Genomic DNA, 16716 nt, shown 5'->3' with positions numbered 1-16716 from the left:
AAAAAGAGGCTCTTTTAAAATCGTTTTTCGCATTTTAAAAGAGCCTTTTTTTATTGTCAAAGAGTATTTCTATTTATAAGCCATCGTAAAAACACATGATTTACACCACCTTGCTCATGTTTGCTCATTATAGAAGAACTTTTTTTCTTTTTTTTGGAAAAATAAGGTGTTAGAGAATATTCATTTTCAAATAAAACGCTTTCTTTGTTTTGTACACTTGTGGTACCAAATACAAAGGAGTGATAAAAAATGAAAAACAAAAAATTAACTTGGGGCTGTTGGTGGCTTGTCCTCTATCTCTTACTAACAACGATACTTCCACCTAGTATCATAGCTTTTGCGACCGATCATACCCTTCATTCTGCAAGTAGAGAAGCACCAGTGACGTTCACACTACCTAATGCGCTTTCGTCTCCCGAGGAACCACAAAAAATAACAGAAATAGAAAAACTCAAATTTGAAAAAGACCCATCTTCTTTATCGAGTCAACGAAACGTCTTCGATAATTTGATCTTAAATGACTACATAGATTTAATGTATGGCCCAGCGTTCCTACCGTTAAGCACCCGTTTCAATCTTGCACCGATCGCACCAATTATTCAAGCGGTCACCTTAGCAGAGTTTACTACCCCGTATCTCAAACCCGGTGCACAAGAAACCGCCCTTAGTCAAGCTTATCGTCTCACACAAAAGAAGTTGTTACGACATACCCTTGCTGTTTTTGACGAAATCATTGATCATCCAGAAAATCCTACCGATTTAGACGAATTTAGCAAAATGGAAATGGCTAGCTGGATTGCTTTACAAAACCAATTTATCGATTACTTAAATGTCAGTCCCGATCTGTCAGGCTATCAACTCATCAAAACCAAAGAAAAATTGACTTTTCGACCAAAAACAACTGATGGACAAAGTTTATTAGTTTATCTAGAGAATTCGATCAATAATTACTACCTCGGGAACATCAAAATTCCACCTAGGATCGGCTCATTACAAGAAATCACGTTTGTTCCTTCGATGTGGACCGATAAGCAAGTGAATGCTACTTTTGCATTTACTGCCTATGATCATGAGAAACAAACCTACAATAACTACAGTTCTAATACGATCAATATTGCCATCGAAACAGATTTTGCTACCTTCCTTAACCAAATGGACACACCTGAGACCGTACTACAGTTCTTTTTGAATCATGCAACCGTTCAAATAGGTGCGATCCCACCAACCGATGTTGATACCGTCAATCGTACAGGAAAAGACATCACCGGAGCAATGATCAAGGAACGAGATCAGCTGATTAACCAATTTCCCGAAACATTTCATACCAATTTCTTTCGAATCGTTGCCCAAGCCAACGGACAGGATTTAGTACTCAATCGAGAAGGTATGTTCGTTTATCGCGGGACACAAACCGTTGTGCCGATGGAACAAATCACGATCGGCTATAACCAACAAGTCATCTATTCTTTACGGAAAGTCCAGAAATTTTTTGGTATTTACGCTACATACTATGCATTAGCTGATGGCTTTTATGACGAGGAACGAACCGATGCCTTACCTAAAACCTTAAATGACGACACGGTAAATATCTTAGAAGAGATTGGTGGCAACGTCTTAAGGAACCTACCGAATTACGAAAATACCGAATTGCGCATCAAGCAATCCGAGATGAAAATTGAACCACTGGATGTGCTTTTAGTGGCGATGTGTCTGCCGTGGAGTGAGATGCGTTCCTTATTGACCACGGTCGAACGAGGAGAACTCCTCGGAGCGGTTGAAGTTGAAGAAGCACAAGTAAAAACGATTCTAGCAGTAGAAGAAGAAGCCCTTCTCAAAGGGTGCCCGAATAAAAGTATTGTAGAAAAGATCCAGCCTACAAAATATTTTAAACGGAAAACCCTCAATCATCTATCTGGCGAGGTCAAACCAGGAAAAAATGGTGTTCCTGATCTGTCAGGTGCGCATTCAAGACACCCAGATTTTTATAGAAAAGAAAGCGGCATTATCTACGAACCAGTCGGGAAAGTAACAGAAGGTATGCCTTATGAAGCAAAAGTAAAATATGCGGGGGAATACAAGAAAGCTAATTCTACTGTTTTTCCCGATGATTGGGGTGCAGAAAAAATCATGCAAGAAGTCGAACAAATCATTTCCGAAACGACCTTTAATGGCACCGGAAATAAACCATTCAGCGGAAAAGCAAGCAACGGTCTTTTTGAGATCCAAGGTCATGTCAATATCAAAGAAAATGGAAAAATAACGATTTCCACCGTCTATCCTCTTGTAAAAAAATAGAAAAAAGTTGGGACTTTGCTTACTCTAAGTCCCAACTTTTTTGATAGCGTCTTATTTCTGTTTGAAAATCTGCAGGAGTATATAAATGTCGCCAATAATAGTAGTTATAAAGGCTAAATTTATTCATTATTCTTAGGATTTCTTCCGTAAATTCTTGAGATAGTCCTAAGTATTCCCTGCTAGGGATTCCTCCTCTAAAATAGTCCCCATGGTACCCATAACCTAAGGAATAAGGGGTTGAAGCATATAAAATCGTATCCTCATAATAGACGGTATACTCTGTATCTGCTAGCCCCGCTCGTGGATCATCAGGATCATCCTCTTCTGGATCAAAAGGACACTCGGATAAAAACAGCCCATCTTCTGGGCCAAAATCAATAAAGTCCTCATGGTAGACCACGGACAAGTGCGGATCAAGCTCAGCTAATTCTTGAGCCATTTGTTCTGTGGTTCGTCGGACAAATTCAGGGTCTCGTTGTTTTGGATCAATAAAAAGGAGTGTGCGCGCCTCGTTATTTGTTTTTTCGGGGATCAAGGATACTCTACTATTGATTTTATTGATTTCTGCTTGAAATTGGGTTACTGAATAAAGATCCCGCCAGTAATGAAGATTTTGGATCTGATACTCATGGATGAGCGATAAAATCTCAGGATCAATACGTCTCATCAAAGACCAAAAGGGATCTTTATCTCTCCCTTTTCTCGTATAAGTTTTATCTATGACCTCACTATACGGTGTGATCACATAAATAGGAAACCCATTTAATCTCAAAACATATTCATAGTAAACAAAGTGTTCCATTGGATGATTCGGCACTCGTGGATCCCAATAAAGTGGAGCTAATTGGGGAAACACTTCTGGGCCATAATCAACAAAATCATCAAAATGTTCTAGTGTTAATCGTTCATCTATGGCTTGGAATTTTTTAGTTAGCTTGGCGGTCATTTCTTGAATATCTTTTTGTGGTCTTCGTTGAGGATCAGGGAAAAAAACTCTCATGCTCATTTACTCCTTTCGCTAGCTTCTATCTTTTATTATTTCATAGAAAATGCTGAAACACGGGTACATTTTTCCTTATTTTTCGAAAAAAAAGTTCCTTAGAGGTTGAGCTAAAAACATTTATTATCCAAAGATTAGAAGGAAATTCTCGAAGGCGCTACTTTTGCATCTCTGTTTATTCGTTTTTATACATGCTAAAGAGCTCGGGACGACCTTTTTGTCCCAAGCTCAGCGACTATCGAATAATTAGAGGTTACTGGACTGATCTTCGTAACAAGCGCTACTTTTCTAAAAAATAGAAAGCGACTGAAAATCCAACATGCCATTCCTGCCGATTGCCATAGTTTTTTTATGATATATCAATAGTTTAAAAATATATTTATATACTTTAACAACCTATTTTTTTCATTAGTCGATGTTCCAAAGAAACTGGCGCGTGAGGGCATCAACTTCTTTATTCTCATGAAGCATACTATGCGTTACGTTCTCCCCTGTGATCACTTTTTCTTCCACTTGATTTCCATGTTGCTTCAATAACGCATACACTGCTAAAGCGCTGCTTAATGGCACCGTCCCATCACTTAAATCCGTCTCACTCACTTGTCCTGCAATCAGCAGGATTTGTGTAGTGGTTGGCACATTGCCAATAAGTCGTTGGTAGTCTTGATAACGACTAGAAGCTATCGCTGGACCATTAGCTAATTCATCGCTGATACTTTGCCCATTATTTTCTTCAAAGTCATTGAATGGTGCGGCAATTGCCACGAATTTATCCACTTTAGGCAACGTTTGATCTTGTCCATAAGTAGCTAAATACCGAAGACCACTGACGCCCCCCATTGAATGTCCTACCAGATTCACTTGATTGATTCCATACGTCTGTTGCAAATAAATCAAGCAGTCTTTGATCCATTCTGTTTGGTTCCATTCATTATTTTTATTATCTACAAATAGAACTTGGATCATTGGATTATCTGCTTCTTTTGAAAGTTCCCCTTCTGCTTGTACATTACCATTGACATCAACCGTCAATGTTAATTCTTTTTTCCCACTCTCTGATGATTCCAGGCGCTGGATCATTCCTTTGAATGAATTAACCGTCCCACTATAGCCATGGAAAAACAAAGTAGGGGTAGTCGATTGCGTTTCCTTTTCTTTCGTTGCTTGCGTTGTTTCAACTGTTTTAGCGGCTTCAGACGACTGACTTGTTTCTTTTGTCTGACGACAGCCACTTATAAAAAGAACGCTGACCATCAATAAAAAGCCAACGATTCCAAACTTTCTCCAATTTTTCATTATTTCTCCTTCCTAATTTGATCGATCCTCTGATTAGCGATCTCAATTTTCCACTGACAAACCGACTCAAATTCCGAACCTATATTATTGGTTATTCGTGAACAACTTGAAAAAATAAACCGAAATATTGCAAAAATAGGTTAAACAATTTTTGCAAATCTCGGTTTCAATCTTTTAGTCGTGATGCTATCTGATCGTCGCATGGATTTCTATTTAAAAATCCATCCTCAGATAGTTGAATACTTAGTCGATTTTATCTACTTGTTCAAAATCAAGTTCAGTACTTGTTTCACGACCAAACATATCAATATTAACTTTTAGTTTTTCTTTTTCTTCATCTACTTCAGTTACTTGACCTTCTAAGCCTGCAAAAGCACCTTCGATGATCTTGATTACTTCGCCAACTTCGATCTCTAGATCTGTTTGACGAAGACTCATACCGATTGAACGTAAGATGTGACTTACTTCTTCTGGCAATAATGGAGCTGGCTTACTACCTGCACCATGTGACCCTACAAATCCTGTTACACCAGGTGTATTACGTACAACATACCAAGAAGCATCTGTCATAATCATTTCTACTAAGACATAACCAGGAAATGTTTTATGAACGATTTCTTTTTCTTTTCCGTTCTTTACTTCTTTCTCAGTTTCTTCAGGAACAACTACACGAAAAATAAAGTCAGCCATTTTCATACTTTGCGCACGTGATTCGATATTTGCTTTTACTTTGTTTTCATAACCAGAGTATGTATGTAGTACATACCAATTTTTTTCAAAAGATTCCATTAAAGGCTCCTCATTTCGTTGTAAAATAAAAAAACCCCAGTTTCCCGAAGTTTTTCTTCACGTTGATTATAGCACGATATCCTTGCTTTTACTAGCGACTTATTTTAGTAAGTAAGCAAATAAGCTTTGGATCGCTGTGTCCATTACGAAAAACATCACACCAAAGATAATTGATGTTTCAATGACAACTAGTGTGTCTTTGCGTAATTGTTTGCCACTAGGCCAAGTCACTTGTTTCATTTCATCTTTTACACTTTTAATGAATTTCATTGCGGGCCCTCCTGTCCTCTATTTTGTTTCTTTATGTAATGTGTATTGATTACAATATTTACAAAATTTATTGATTTCCAAACGTTCGCCACTTTTTCCTTCACTAACCGATTTGGTATAGTTTCTAGAACCACAAACGGAACAAGCTAATGCTGCTTTCTTCTTTGCCATCCGCTCCTACCTCCTCACTGAAAATCAAAATTATACTCATTTACAGTATCATGGAAAAGATTTTCTGTCAATTCGAGATTGAATAACCTATTGTTTTATAATTAATTATGATATGATTAATTTGAAATTAAGTAAAAATGAGATACATGGAGGTAACTTTATGCTACTAAAAACACTCGTATATAAGAAAAAAGATTTAACAACTGTCACAGAAACTAGTACCTTGGAAGAAGCCTTAGCGATTCTAGAATCCTCTGGTTATCGTTGTGTGCCAATTTTAGATGCTTCAGGAAATATTTTCCGTGGAAATATTTACAAAATGCACATTTATCGTCACAAAGCGAATGGTGGAGATATGACTTTACCCGTCACCCACCTCTTGAAAAATGCAACAAAATTCATTTATTTAGATACTTCATTCTTTAAAATATTTTTTACGATCAAAGAGTTGCCTTATATCGCTGTTCTTGACAATGACAATCATTTCTACGGTATTTTGACCCACAGTACATTGCTAAACATGCTTTCACAATCTTGGAGCGTAAAACAAGGCAGCTATGTTTTAACGATTGCTTCTACTGGAAAACAAGGAGATTTAGCTACGATCGCTAAAATCATCGCAAAACATAGTAGTATCGCAAGTTGCATCACGTTAGATATTGAAAAAGAAGAATACATCCGTCGTACACTGATCACGTTACCTGCACATACAGATCAAAAAGTTTGCGACACGATCGTGAACCATCTTGAAAAGAAAAATTACAAAGTGATCGAAATCGAAAATTTACAAAACCCTGAATAAATGTGTAAAGGATCAGTCAACTTTACGACTTTACGACTTTACGATAGAAAAAAACATACTAAGATTAGCGGATAGAATCAATAACGGTTGGTTCAATCCGCTAATTTTTCAGAAATAAAAACAGTAGCTAAAGATGAATTTCTTTTAACTACTGTTATCCCTTTTTATAAATATATTTTAACTGATTAACAGGTTTTCCTCTATCTACCTATTGATCGCTATACTCTTTTTTCAAAGTCTAGGGAACGATCCAAGTAATACATCAATGGTGCAGAAATAGCCATAATGATGAACTCACTCAAAGCTAGCGTACCGTAAGTTGTCCAAAATGCTTGTCCACCAGTTGGTACCAACATGTACGCAATCAATCCCATACTAATTGTAAAGAAAAGCGTATTTAATGCTAATCTTATTTTGACATTCTTTACTTTATTTTGTAGTAAAGCAGTCAACCCCAATGAAATAAGGGTTTGTCCCCCACCATAGACCACATCTAATATACCAAAACCAAAAAATGCGTTATAGACAATGACGCCACCTAACACGCCCCAAAGTAATTTCCGGTTGAAGACTACTAAGTGATTCAAGCTTTCAGAAATACGAAATTGAATAGGTCCAGAAGAGACTGGTGCCACTAAAATCGTAAGTGCCAAATACAAAGCCATAATGATTCCATTTACTACAACGACCATCAATCGTTGGCGTTCCACCGTTTTTTGCATAAAATATTCCTCATTTCTCCTAGTTTTTTTAATGCGGGATGGTTGATGAACCGCAGCTGTCATAAGCAAGGATTCATTATAGCAGATATCCCCGCGATTTGAAACTGCTCCTACAAAAAACGTTCTCTAAATATAAGTCTTTTGCTTCCATGCTATTTATTCAAATCAGGGTGAACTTTACCTCTTATTTATGCACGGTGCTTTTTCAAAATTCCTCTTCTCTGCTATAATAGCCAAGGATAAAAAATAATGTTTGTTTTCTTAGTTTCGCTAAGACACAAACCATGTAAAATTAACGATAGAAGTTTCAGTTGCTTGTTCACTAAATGACTAAGCAAAAAATAGTTTGATCATTTTTTCTATTTTAATGAATGAGTGGAATGAGTGAGATTTACTCATCTTCTGAATCAGATGCAGGAGGTAAAAATGAATTTCCATTATTACTTATTGATCAATCCAGCTGCTGGAAGTGGTGCTGGTAAAAAAGTAGCAGAAAAAATGATTCCGCTATTTGCCGAAAAAAAGCTTCACTATTCGATCCAATACAGTGAGTATCCAGGGCATGATGCTAAAATTGCCGAAGAGTTAGCGAAAGAAACATTAGTTGAATGGACAGACGAACCACAAGAAAGCGAGTCTGAATTTCCCCTACTCGTGATCATCGGTGGTGATGGTACGCTGCATCAAGTGTTAAATACCTTTTATCAACTAGATGTGGCATTTCCAGTAGCCTATATTCCCGCAGGCTCTGGCAATGATTTCGCTCGAGGGATTGGGTTACCTAGAAATGCCGAGAAAGCATTAGAAAATATCCTAAAGACGAACAAACCTCAAGAAATCAACCTCTTAACTTACGAGGAAAAAGTGAGTGACAAACAAGGTGTAGTAGTAAACAATTTTGGTATTGGCTTAGATGCGGCAATCGTCCATGCTACAAACCACTCTACTTCAAAAACAAAATTAAATAAATATAATTTAGGTTCTTTTGCTTACCTATTTTCTATCCTACGTGTCTTTTTTTGGCAAAAAGGGTTTCCAATCTTAGTGGACATTGGCGGAAAACAAATCAGTTTTGACAAAGCCTTTTTATGTACTGCAACGAACCATCCTTATTTTGGTGGCGGTGTAGCGATTGCGCCGACAGCAGAAATTACCAAACCAACGATCGATCTAGTTGTTGTTGAACGAGTGAATTTATTCAAAATCTTGGGAATCATCTTCTTATTACTACAGAAAAAGCAAATGAAATCAAAAAATTTCCATCATTTTACTACTAGCAGATTGCGCATACTATCAACTGTTCCTCAGTATGGTCAAGAAGATGGTGAAGATAGCCAAAAACAACCTTTTGATTTGCAATTAGCTACCAAAAAGCAACTGTTTTGGTGTAACGTGTCACATTGATTTTGCCTATTTTATATACATTTTCTTCCATGGGTAAGATAACCCCATAAAAAGAGCTGGAGATATTGAAGAGACCGCAAAAGTCAGACTTGTTTGGCTAACTTTTGCGGTCTTTATCTATCTCTTGGCTCTTAAAAAATAAGTAACATTCTCATTAGGAGCGATTCAAGTGAGCCTGAGCCAAAACTTGCCTCAGGCTCTTCTAGTATCTCTAAAAACGAATAAACGGCGTTCAAGAAGCAACTCCTCAACAATAAGCGATGATTTTCTAAAATATGAGGAGCTATTTTAAAAAATCCTCTCTTATTCGCTCGGAGCTAAACGCTTCTTTCACAGCCTCTTGCTAAACGGTGTTCAAAGAGCTGACCTTCGGCGATAAGTCAAAAATCTCAAAACATGGGAAGCTGTTTCGAGATTTTCATCCTTAATGCTCCTGTGATTACTCGTCGCAGTTTTTACTTGGTGAGCGCTCAGGTCAAGACACTCTTTTTACGACCTCTTGCTAAACGGCGTTCAAAAAGCAACTCCTCAACAATTAGCGATGATTTTCTAAAATATGAGGAGCTATTTAAAAAAATCCTCTCTTATTCGGAGCTAAACACTTCTTTCACAGCCTCTTGCTCCATCCCAATCATTGGATCAATCCACTGTTTTTCAATCGCTTCGGTTGTTAAAATATATGTTTTTGGTAGTTGCTCTGTTGGTGCTTCTTCCATCACTTTTGATTCGACAGCCGTTTCGGTTGTGTCTTGTTCTACTGATAAAGTAAAGAGATCATCGCCAACATTTCCCTCCGTTGAATCTACGGCATTTTCTTGAGTGGCTTGTTGACTTGTCTCTGCTTTTACGGGATGAGCAGTTTCTCCCGCCTTGGTATAATTTCCTTCTTCAAAAGGATCATTACCTACAAGGGAATCTTCATAAGCGACAAGTTTCGTTCGTGTAACAAGACTCATACTGTCATTTTCTTCGATCCGTTTCTTCAATGTCGTCATTCGACTAGCCGATTCATTCGCAACGCAAGTAACGTACGCTTGTTCTTCTCCAAGTAGAATCAATAGTTCTTTACTTCTTGTGACAGCCGTGTAGAGAAGATTTCGTTGCAACATCCGTTGGTACTGATGAACCATCGGCAAAATGACCATCTTAAATTCGCTTCCTTGAGATTTATGGATCGAGCAACAATAAGAAAGGGTGATTTTATTCCATTCATTGCGTTTGTAAGTCACTTCATTCGCATCAAATTGAATCACTAATTCATCCACTTTATCTTCTGAATCTTTCGCTAACACGATCCCCGTGATCTCACCCATATCACCATTAAACACATTGAGTTCAGGTGTGTTCACTAATTGTAATACTTTATCACCGATTCGATAAACAGTCTCATTCCAGTGGACTTCTTTCCGCCCTGCACCTCCAGGGTTAAAAATCGACTGCATCATTTTGTTTAACGCATCGATTCCAGCTGGTCCACGGTACATTGGCGCCAAGACTTGGATATCTTGTGCAGTGAAGCCTTTATTTTTGGCTTTTTCAACAATCTTTGCGATTAAAGGTTCGATACTATAGGCATCGCTTCGAAAGAAAGAACGATCTTTTTGATTTTGCAAAAAATCACTTGGCAAATGACCTTCTTTGATTTCATGAGCAAGGGGGATAATACTTGATCCGTCTCCCTGCCGATAAATTTGATTCAATTCCACTTTCGGGATTTGGTCAATTCCTAATAAATCATGCAAGACTTGTCCCGGTCCGACAGAAGGTAATTGATCTTTATCTCCTACTAAAATCACTTGCATGTTGGTAGGGATGGCTTTAAATAGCGTATTAGCTAGCCATGTATCGACCATCGACATTTCATCGATGATCAACAACCCACCTTCTAATTCTTTCGTACTTACTGAAGGAGATTTTTCTCGACCATTCAAACCTAGTAGTCGATGGATCGTGCTGGCAGGTAATCCTGTCGTCTCATTCATTCGTTTGGCTGCTCGACCAGTTGGTGCAGCCAGTAGAATCGGAAAAATTTCTTGGGTATATTTGTTTGGATCTAATTCTAAGCCATTTAATTCCGCAAACAAGTTGACGATCCCATTGATAACTGTTGTTTTCCCTGTGCCGGGACCCCCAGTTAAAATAAATAAAGGTGATCGGATTGCTTCCGAAATTGCTTTTTCTTGCGATTCTCCATATTGGATACCAAATATTTTTTCAATTCTCCGAATGTTTTTCTGCACTTCTTTTTCGTCATAGTTGATTTCTTTTTTCCGACTAAGTAACCGTTGAATCGAGTTACCGATCCCCCATTCTGAGAAATACAGACTATTTTCATAGAGATTGGTTTCTTCTTGTTGGATCTTACCTTCTTCCACAAGTTGAATAATGACCGTCGCCACTTGATCAGGTTGGATCTCAATTGGTCGACTGGTTTCCAGAATTTTGATTGTTTGATGAAGAAGCGTTTCAGCTGGTACATATGTATCGCCAGTTTGAACAGCATGTTGAAAAATCTGATGTAAAACTGCAGCTCGAATCCGTCTTGGTGAATCAGCCGCGATCCCTAATTGTTCTGCAAGATTATCTGCTCTTTTAAAGCCGATCCCTTCCACATCTTCGACTAACTGATAGGGGTTTTCCTGGATGATATCTAAAGCTTCATTTTTATATGCTTGATAGATACTAAAAGCTAACTGACTACCAAAGCCATAACGATTCAAGCCCATGATCACTTGATCCATCCCATGGTTCAAACGAATCGTCTCAACGATCATGTCTCTTTTGGCTTGATTCAAGCCTGCGATTTGTTCTAATACGGACGGTTCTTCGATAATTTTTTCAATCGCTTCTTCACCTAGTTGCTCCACGATCTTCTCAGCTGTTTTCTTGCCAATCCCAGGAAATTTTTCACTGGATAGATAACCCACGATCCCGTTGACTGTTGTTGGTTTCTCCTGCTCATAGCGTTCAACCTTTAACTGTCGCCCATATTTAGGATGATCGACTAATTCGCCGTAAAAACGATAAAGCTCATTTTCTTGGATCTCACCAAAGCTTCCAGTGACCACAATTTCTTTTTCACGATAGTCAGCTGTTGTTTCAGTGAGCCGAACCAACAGTACTTTATAAAAATTACTTGGATTTTGAAAAAAGATTGCGGCAACTGTACCAACAAAATAAGGCATTTCTTCTGGCTGCATCTTGCCGCCTCCTTTCCAATTAGAGTAATGGTTCTGGTTTTGTCTCTTTTCCTAAAAAGTCAATTTCGTTCCAAACTTTTAATTCATAAGGCAACAAATTGTTGGGTTCTCCTGTTTCTAAAATCGTCAAACTACTATTATATAAGCCACCCATTTCTCTTAGTTGACTCAGTTTTTTTCCTGTCAACCATTGGATCGCCGCAGTTAATGATGCCCCATGTCCAACAAACAAGATCGGTCCATCATGTAAAGCAACGGCATCAGCCACAACTGTTTCAATACGAGTAATGGCACATTCGATCGCTTCTCCTTTAAAAGGTGTCGGATCATAACGATCTAAGTGGTTACGTAGATTGGGAAGGTTTTCCGGATATCGTTCGTACATTTCATCAATTGATTGACCTTCTAATTCTCCTAAACCCAATTCTCTTAATTTATCAGTATAAATAATTTCGACTGGATGCGCTAATTCTTGGTTGATCCCTTCGGCTGTGTCACGGGCACGCTTAGCGGTACTTGAATAGATTGCTTTAAATGGTACATACTTCACTTTTTTACCAAATGCTTTGATTTCCTCATAGCTTTCAGGTAAAAGTGGTGAGTCGCCTTGGCTTCCTTGAAAACGGCGTTCGAGATTCCATTGTGTTTTTCCATGTCGGGTAAAATATAATTCCATTTATATCGGACTCCTTATAGGCTCATTTAGACAAAGATGATGCTACTATTTTATAAAATTTGTTCCTTAAAAACAAAGAACTCCTTCAATAAAAAGTCCTTGTGATTATTCGTATTGAATCAGAATACTTTGAAAATGACCTCTTGATAAACGGTATTTTCCAAGTTGATTCTGTGCATTAAGTCCAAACCAAGTAAAACATGAAAAGCTGTTTTTCTTTGTTTATCCTTAATGCTTAAATCAGAGCACTTGAAAAATGACCTCTAGTCTAGTTTATCATTTTCATAATGGTGCGTTAACTCTAAATTAGGAAATCCTTGTTGGCGCAATGCTTCATAGACGATCATTGCAGCCGTATTTGAGAGATTCAATGAACGGACATGTTCGTCATTCATTGGGATTCTTAAACATTTTTCTTCATTTTCACGCATAAATTCTTCAGGTAATCCTGTTGTTTCCTTGCCGAATAAAAAGAAATGGTCTTCTCCATCAGCGAAATTTTCGTCACTATATACTTTATGGGCAAACTTCGATACCAAATGAAGTTTACGTTCCCCTAAATAAGCCATAAAAGCATCTAAATTTTGATGATAGGTAATATTGACATCGTTCCAATAATCCAATCCTGCACGTTTTAGATGTTTATCATCTGTTGAAAATCCTAACGGTTCAATCAAGTGCAAGGGCGTATTGGTTGCTGCACAAGTTCGGGCAATGTTTCCAGTATTTGCTGGAATCAATGGTTCAAATAAAACGATATGGTTCATTAAGATCCATCCTCTCATCTATATGTTAACTAACTAGTAGTGATTTTGGCATAAAAAAAAACGTATCAACTCGGTGTCAGTCACTGCGAGTCGTTACGTTAGTGAAGCTCTTCTCACTAACTTTTATCAGAACAGGAACCTGATAAAAACCAATGAAAAAACAACTTGTCGTTACTATATCATCAACAAACTCTTTTTGCAACCTTTAGAAATGAATAATTTCATTGCAATCGTTTTCTCTTATTTCCTTTTAATAATTCTACGTCAATTGTAATCTTTTTCAAAGGATTCTGGTACACACGCTCTTTGACGTCTTGACTGACTTGCCATTCGAGCGGAGACATCGCTAACAAATCTTGCCGATTTTTTTCTGGGATATCAAATTCGTAAGTAACACGCCGACGTTCAGTCAATTCTAGGGACTCCGCAAACTTAGCCACCACTCGTTCATTTGAATACTGTTGTTTCTCAGGCTGGTCTGGATAAAACGCTTGGCGTAATTCTTTTAAATAATCTTGTTGCGGAACGATTTTCAAGACTTCCCCATCATCGGTTAGCACACGTTGAAATTCTTTATAGTGAGAAGGCGAAAAAATATTTAGAATCGTAGTAAATGTTTGGTCTTCAAAAGGAAGATTGGTTAAATCTGCTACACACCAAAACGCCTCGACCGGCTGAGAAGTAGCCGCATAAACACCTTCTTTAGAAAGATCAAAACCTACGGCCTTTTTCAATGGTTGCAGTCGTGCTAATTCATTTAAAAAGCTTCCTTCGCCACAGCCAACATCTAAGACCTCTGATCCCTGCGATACTTGTTGTGCTAACAAGTCGATCACTGGCTGATACATCCCTGCTTGGATCATTCTACGTCTGGGATCAAACATACTCTGATCATATTCCGTTTTTACCCCATGAGATAAAAAGTAAAGCGTGCCTTTTTTGGATAAGTCGAAGCGATGGTTCTGATGACAAACCAAACCGTTCTCAGTGACTGCTACTCCAGCATGGCAAAGTGGGCATCGGAACAACTGTTGATTTCCCTTTAAAAATTGGCGACCTTGATCAATTTTTTTTAACATTTTTTTTGCTCATTTCTTGTTTTAATCGTTGAATATTGCTTTATTCCCTTTTCATCTTACCGTTAGAAGAAAACTTTAGCAACTACAAAAAATATGGTACAATTTTAGAAGAAGAAGGCGAATGATAAAGGAGCAGGCAAATGATCAAAGAATTTTGTGCAGAAAATTATACTTCCATTCCTCTAGCAATTGCTAAGGGAGCGAACCGGATCGAATTATGCGATAACTTAGCTGCTGGCGGAACCACACCTAGCACCGGAGTAATCGAAGAAGTTTTAAGCTATGCCAATGAAAAAGAAGTACCTGTAATGACAATTATCCGACCACGAGGTGGCGATTTTGTCTACAATGATATTGAATTAAAAATCATGCATACTGATTTAATCGAAGCAAAGAAATTAGGTACAGATGGCGTAGTTATAGGCTGTTTGACTCCTTCAAATTGGATTGATGAAGAGGCAATGGAATTATTGATCGAAACCTCAGAAGGTCTACAAATCACGTTCCACATGGCTTTTGATTGTATCCCGCAAGAACGGCAATTTGAAGCAATTGATTGGCTGGTTGAACACGGTGTAGACCGTATTTTAACTCATGGTGGAGATGCGAACGCACCAATTGAAGCCAATTTTGACCATTTAAAAAAATTGATTGCTTATGCTGACGGACGTCTGATCATCCTACCTGGTGGCAAGATCGATTACAAAAATGCAGAACATGTTGCCAAAGAACTAGGCGTGAATGAAGTTCATGGAACAAAAATCGTTTCATTCGACTAAATTTTTTCTAGTAATAATAAAAACGTAAGAAGCAAGTTGCTTACTTTGCTCCTTACGTTTTTTATTTTTATCACAGACTTGTTGCACCATCTCAAAAGGAATGGCTACATAAAATACCCCATAAACAATGAAGCGATGTTGAAATAGATCAAGACACTAGTCAAATCACTCAAGGTGGTAATAAAAGGACCACTAGCCACGGCAGGATCAAACCCTAAGCGATCCATCAACATCGGAATCAAGCTTCCTGCCAAGTTGGCTACAGTAATCGCAAATAACATGGCAATCCCAATCACAAAGCCTAAAATAAAGTTATGCTTCCAAATTCCTACAATCAAAAAGATCGTCAAGCCAGTGATTGCCCCTGTCACAAGTCCTGTGAGTACTTCAGCTAGAATCAAACGGACAAAACCAGCATCTTTGTCGTCAGAAACAGCCAAACGGCGAACTGCAACCGCCAATGATTGGGTGCCAGCATTCCCCGCAGTTCCGGTGATCAACGAAATGAAGACGGCTAAAATACTTGCTTCACTCACCAGTTCTTCGTAATGGCTGATCAACGAAGCCGTAGACATCCCTAAAAATAATAAGGTGATCAACCAAGGAAGACGTCTAGCAGCTGACTTCACGGGATTTTCATTGATTTCCTCAACATTGACCCCTGCCAAACCAGAGTAATCACTTGCAGCCTCATCATCAATAACATCAATAATATCATCAACTGTTACGATCCCCAGTAGATGGTCATCGTAATCTGTTACGGGTAATGCTAGAAAGTCATAATCACGAAAGGTTTGCGCGACATCTTCTTGGTCATCTCCCACATGGACGGATAACACACGTTCGCTCATCAAGTCAGAGATCATTGCATCATCATCATTAACGATCAAATCCCGCAATGAAATAACTCCAACCAATTGTTCTTCTTGATTGACGACATAGATATAGTAAATGGTTTCAGCTACATCTGCTTCGTTTTTTAAGACATACATCGCAGAACGAACCGTTTGATTCGCCACGATCGAAACAAATTCTGTCGTCATGATCGCGCCAGCTGTTTCATCTTCATAGTGTAATAACTCTTTGATTTCACTAGCATCGTCAGTAGTCATTAAACTTAAATATTTAGCGACTTGTTTTTTATCTAAGGTATTTAGCAAATCTACCGCATTATCGGTATACATCTCTGAAAGCATTTCTGCAGCATAACTCGGACGCATTTCAGCTAAATACTCTTTCATATATTCATTGTCTTCTTCAATCACATCAAACATATCTGCCAATTCTTTAGGAGATAAGTAGGAATAGATCAGTTGACGATCCTCTTCGTTCAGAGATTGATAGAATTGCCCCTGCTCGTAAATATGCATTTCCAGGAAACTATTTCTAAATTCCTGTAGGTTATTTTCTCTTAAATCCTGTAGTAACTGGGCAAATCGTTCCTCTAGTTCTTGATTTTCATCCAA

15 protein-coding genes and 1 riboswitch are annotated in these 16716 nt (G+C 38.1%); of the genes, 4 read left to right on the top strand and 11 right to left on the bottom strand.

From position 1 onward, the window contains the following. Positions 1-249: 249 nt before the first annotated feature. Complete coding sequence (locus AB3H93_RS00310; RefSeq protein WP_368019947.1) at positions 250-2295, top strand: EndoU domain-containing protein; 2046 nt, start codon at positions 250-252, stop codon at positions 2293-2295. Positions 2296-2314: 19 nt separating this feature from the next. Here AB3H93_RS00310 and AB3H93_RS00305 read toward each other — a convergent pair whose 3' ends face one another. The 5 genes from AB3H93_RS00305 to rpmG all read right to left on the bottom strand — a co-directional run bounded on the left by AB3H93_RS00305 (position 2315) and on the right by rpmG (position 5821). Continuing rightward, positions 2315-3295: a hypothetical protein gene (locus AB3H93_RS00305; protein WP_368019946.1), complete on the bottom strand. Its 981-nt coding sequence runs from the start codon at positions 3293-3295 to the stop codon at positions 2315-2317. 408 nt (positions 3296-3703) lie between these two features. Then, positions 3704-4591 (bottom strand): alpha/beta fold hydrolase, encoded by an 888-nt coding sequence (locus AB3H93_RS00300; RefSeq protein WP_368019945.1) that lies wholly within the window; start codon positions 4589-4591, stop codon positions 3704-3706. 243 nt (positions 4592-4834) lie between these two features. After that, positions 4835-5380 carry a transcription termination/antitermination protein NusG gene (gene nusG, locus AB3H93_RS00295; RefSeq protein WP_010720157.1) on the bottom strand — a complete coding sequence of 182 codons (546 nt, stop codon included), beginning with the start codon at positions 5378-5380 and terminating at the stop codon, positions 4835-4837. Positions 5381-5479: 99 nt separating this feature from the next. Continuing rightward, on the bottom strand, positions 5480-5650 hold the full coding sequence (gene secE, locus AB3H93_RS00290) for a preprotein translocase subunit SecE (RefSeq protein WP_010720158.1): 171 nt from the start codon (positions 5648-5650) through the stop codon (positions 5480-5482). A gap of 18 nt (positions 5651-5668) precedes the next feature. After that, the gene (gene rpmG / locus AB3H93_RS00285) at positions 5669-5821 is read right to left on the bottom strand and encodes a 50S ribosomal protein L33 (RefSeq protein WP_002294578.1); all 153 of its coding nucleotides are present in this window, start codon (positions 5819-5821) and stop codon (positions 5669-5671) included. A 160-nt stretch (positions 5822-5981) separates the two neighbouring features. Between rpmG and cbpA the strand changes: the two genes are divergently transcribed. Beyond that, entirely contained in the window at positions 5982-6623 is a 642-nt protein-coding gene (cbpA, locus tag AB3H93_RS00280) for a cyclic di-AMP binding protein CbpA (protein ID WP_368019944.1), read from the top strand. 218 nt (positions 6624-6841) lie between these two features. Here cbpA and AB3H93_RS00275 read toward each other — a convergent pair whose 3' ends face one another. Continuing rightward, entirely contained in the window at positions 6842-7345 is a 504-nt protein-coding gene (locus AB3H93_RS00275) for a QueT transporter family protein (protein WP_010720160.1), read from the bottom strand. Between the two features lie 13 nt (positions 7346-7358). After that, positions 7359-7405, bottom strand: a riboswitch (PreQ1 riboswitch). Between the two features lie 366 nt (positions 7406-7771). Between AB3H93_RS00275 and AB3H93_RS00270 the strand changes: the two genes are divergently transcribed. Continuing rightward, the gene (locus AB3H93_RS00270) at positions 7772-8749 is read left to right on the top strand and encodes a diacylglycerol kinase family protein (RefSeq protein WP_367010861.1); all 978 of its coding nucleotides are present in this window, start codon (positions 7772-7774) and stop codon (positions 8747-8749) included. 584 nt (positions 8750-9333) lie between these two features. On the opposite strand, the gene AB3H93_RS00265 is transcribed toward AB3H93_RS00270, so the two are convergent. The 4 genes from AB3H93_RS00265 to AB3H93_RS00250 all read right to left on the bottom strand — a co-directional run bounded on the left by AB3H93_RS00265 (position 9334) and on the right by AB3H93_RS00250 (position 14471). Beyond that, positions 9334-11949: an ATP-dependent RecD-like DNA helicase gene (locus AB3H93_RS00265; protein ID WP_368019943.1), complete on the bottom strand. Its 2616-nt coding sequence runs from the start codon at positions 11947-11949 to the stop codon at positions 9334-9336. A gap of 19 nt (positions 11950-11968) precedes the next feature. Further along, positions 11969-12625, bottom strand: a complete 657-nt coding sequence (locus tag AB3H93_RS00260) for a histidine phosphatase family protein (protein WP_010738514.1) — start codon at positions 12623-12625, stop codon at positions 11969-11971. A gap of 263 nt (positions 12626-12888) precedes the next feature. Beyond that, on the bottom strand, positions 12889-13392 hold the full coding sequence (gene trmL / locus AB3H93_RS00255; RefSeq protein WP_010720164.1) for a tRNA (uridine(34)/cytosine(34)/5-carboxymethylaminomethyluridine(34)-2'-O)-methyltransferase TrmL: 504 nt from the start codon (positions 13390-13392) through the stop codon (positions 12889-12891). 221 nt (positions 13393-13613) lie between these two features. Then, the gene (locus AB3H93_RS00250; RefSeq protein WP_368019942.1) at positions 13614-14471 is read right to left on the bottom strand and encodes a methyltransferase domain-containing protein; all 858 of its coding nucleotides are present in this window, start codon (positions 14469-14471) and stop codon (positions 13614-13616) included. A gap of 140 nt (positions 14472-14611) precedes the next feature. Between AB3H93_RS00250 and AB3H93_RS00245 the strand changes: the two genes are divergently transcribed. Next, the gene (locus tag AB3H93_RS00245) at positions 14612-15250 is read left to right on the top strand and encodes a copper homeostasis protein CutC (RefSeq protein ID WP_010720166.1); all 639 of its coding nucleotides are present in this window, start codon (positions 14612-14614) and stop codon (positions 15248-15250) included. 104 nt (positions 15251-15354) lie between these two features. Here the strand turns inward: AB3H93_RS00245 and mgtE are convergent, their stop codons facing one another. Next, positions 15355-16716 carry a magnesium transporter gene (gene mgtE, locus AB3H93_RS00240; protein ID WP_010720167.1) on the bottom strand — a complete coding sequence of 454 codons (1362 nt, stop codon included), beginning with the start codon at positions 16714-16716 and terminating at the stop codon, positions 15355-15357.

This window comes from Enterococcus sp. C74, assembly GCF_040887125.1.
GTDB classification, from domain to species: Bacteria; Bacillota; Bacilli; order Lactobacillales; family Enterococcaceae; genus Enterococcus_B; species Enterococcus_B hirae.
Note: the sequence above shows the minus strand (reverse complement) of the source record. Positions and strands in the feature narration are given on the sequence as shown.

Bases quoted from the DNA above. Each gene is read 5' to 3' on its own strand.
- secE (WP_010720158.1), bottom strand. From the start codon at position 5,650: ATGAAATTCATTAAAAGTGTAAAAGATGAAATGAAACAAGTGACTTGG.
- rpmG (WP_002294578.1), bottom strand. From the start codon at position 5,821: ATGGCAAAGAAGAAAGCAGCATTAGCTTGTTCCGTTTGTGGTTCTAGA.
- AB3H93_RS00270 (WP_367010861.1), top strand. From the start codon at position 7,772: ATGAATTTCCATTATTACTTATTGATCAATCCAGCTGCTGGAAGTGGT.
- AB3H93_RS00250 (WP_368019942.1), bottom strand. From the start codon at position 14,471: ATGTTAAAAAAAATTGATCAAGGTCGCCAATTTTTAAAGGGAAATCAA.
- AB3H93_RS00260 (WP_010738514.1), bottom strand. From the start codon at position 12,625: ATGGAATTATATTTTACCCGACATGGAAAAACACAATGGAATCTCGAA.
- cbpA (WP_368019944.1), top strand. From the start codon at position 5,982: ATGCTACTAAAAACACTCGTATATAAGAAAAAAGATTTAACAACTGTC.
- trmL (WP_010720164.1), bottom strand. From the start codon at position 13,392: ATGAACCATATCGTTTTATTTGAACCATTGATTCCAGCAAATACTGGA.
- AB3H93_RS00300 (WP_368019945.1), bottom strand. From the start codon at position 4,591: ATGAAAAATTGGAGAAAGTTTGGAATCGTTGGCTTTTTATTGATGGTC.
- AB3H93_RS00265 (WP_368019943.1), bottom strand. From the start codon at position 11,949: ATGCAGCCAGAAGAAATGCCTTATTTTGTTGGTACAGTTGCCGCAATC.
- AB3H93_RS00245 (WP_010720166.1), top strand. From the start codon at position 14,612: ATGATCAAAGAATTTTGTGCAGAAAATTATACTTCCATTCCTCTAGCA.
- AB3H93_RS00305 (WP_368019946.1), bottom strand. From the start codon at position 3,295: ATGAGAGTTTTTTTCCCTGATCCTCAACGAAGACCACAAAAAGATATT.
- AB3H93_RS00310 (WP_368019947.1), top strand. From the start codon at position 250: ATGAAAAACAAAAAATTAACTTGGGGCTGTTGGTGGCTTGTCCTCTAT.
- AB3H93_RS00275 (WP_010720160.1), bottom strand. From the start codon at position 7,345: ATGCAAAAAACGGTGGAACGCCAACGATTGATGGTCGTTGTAGTAAAT.
- nusG (WP_010720157.1), bottom strand. From the start codon at position 5,380: ATGGAATCTTTTGAAAAAAATTGGTATGTACTACATACATACTCTGGT.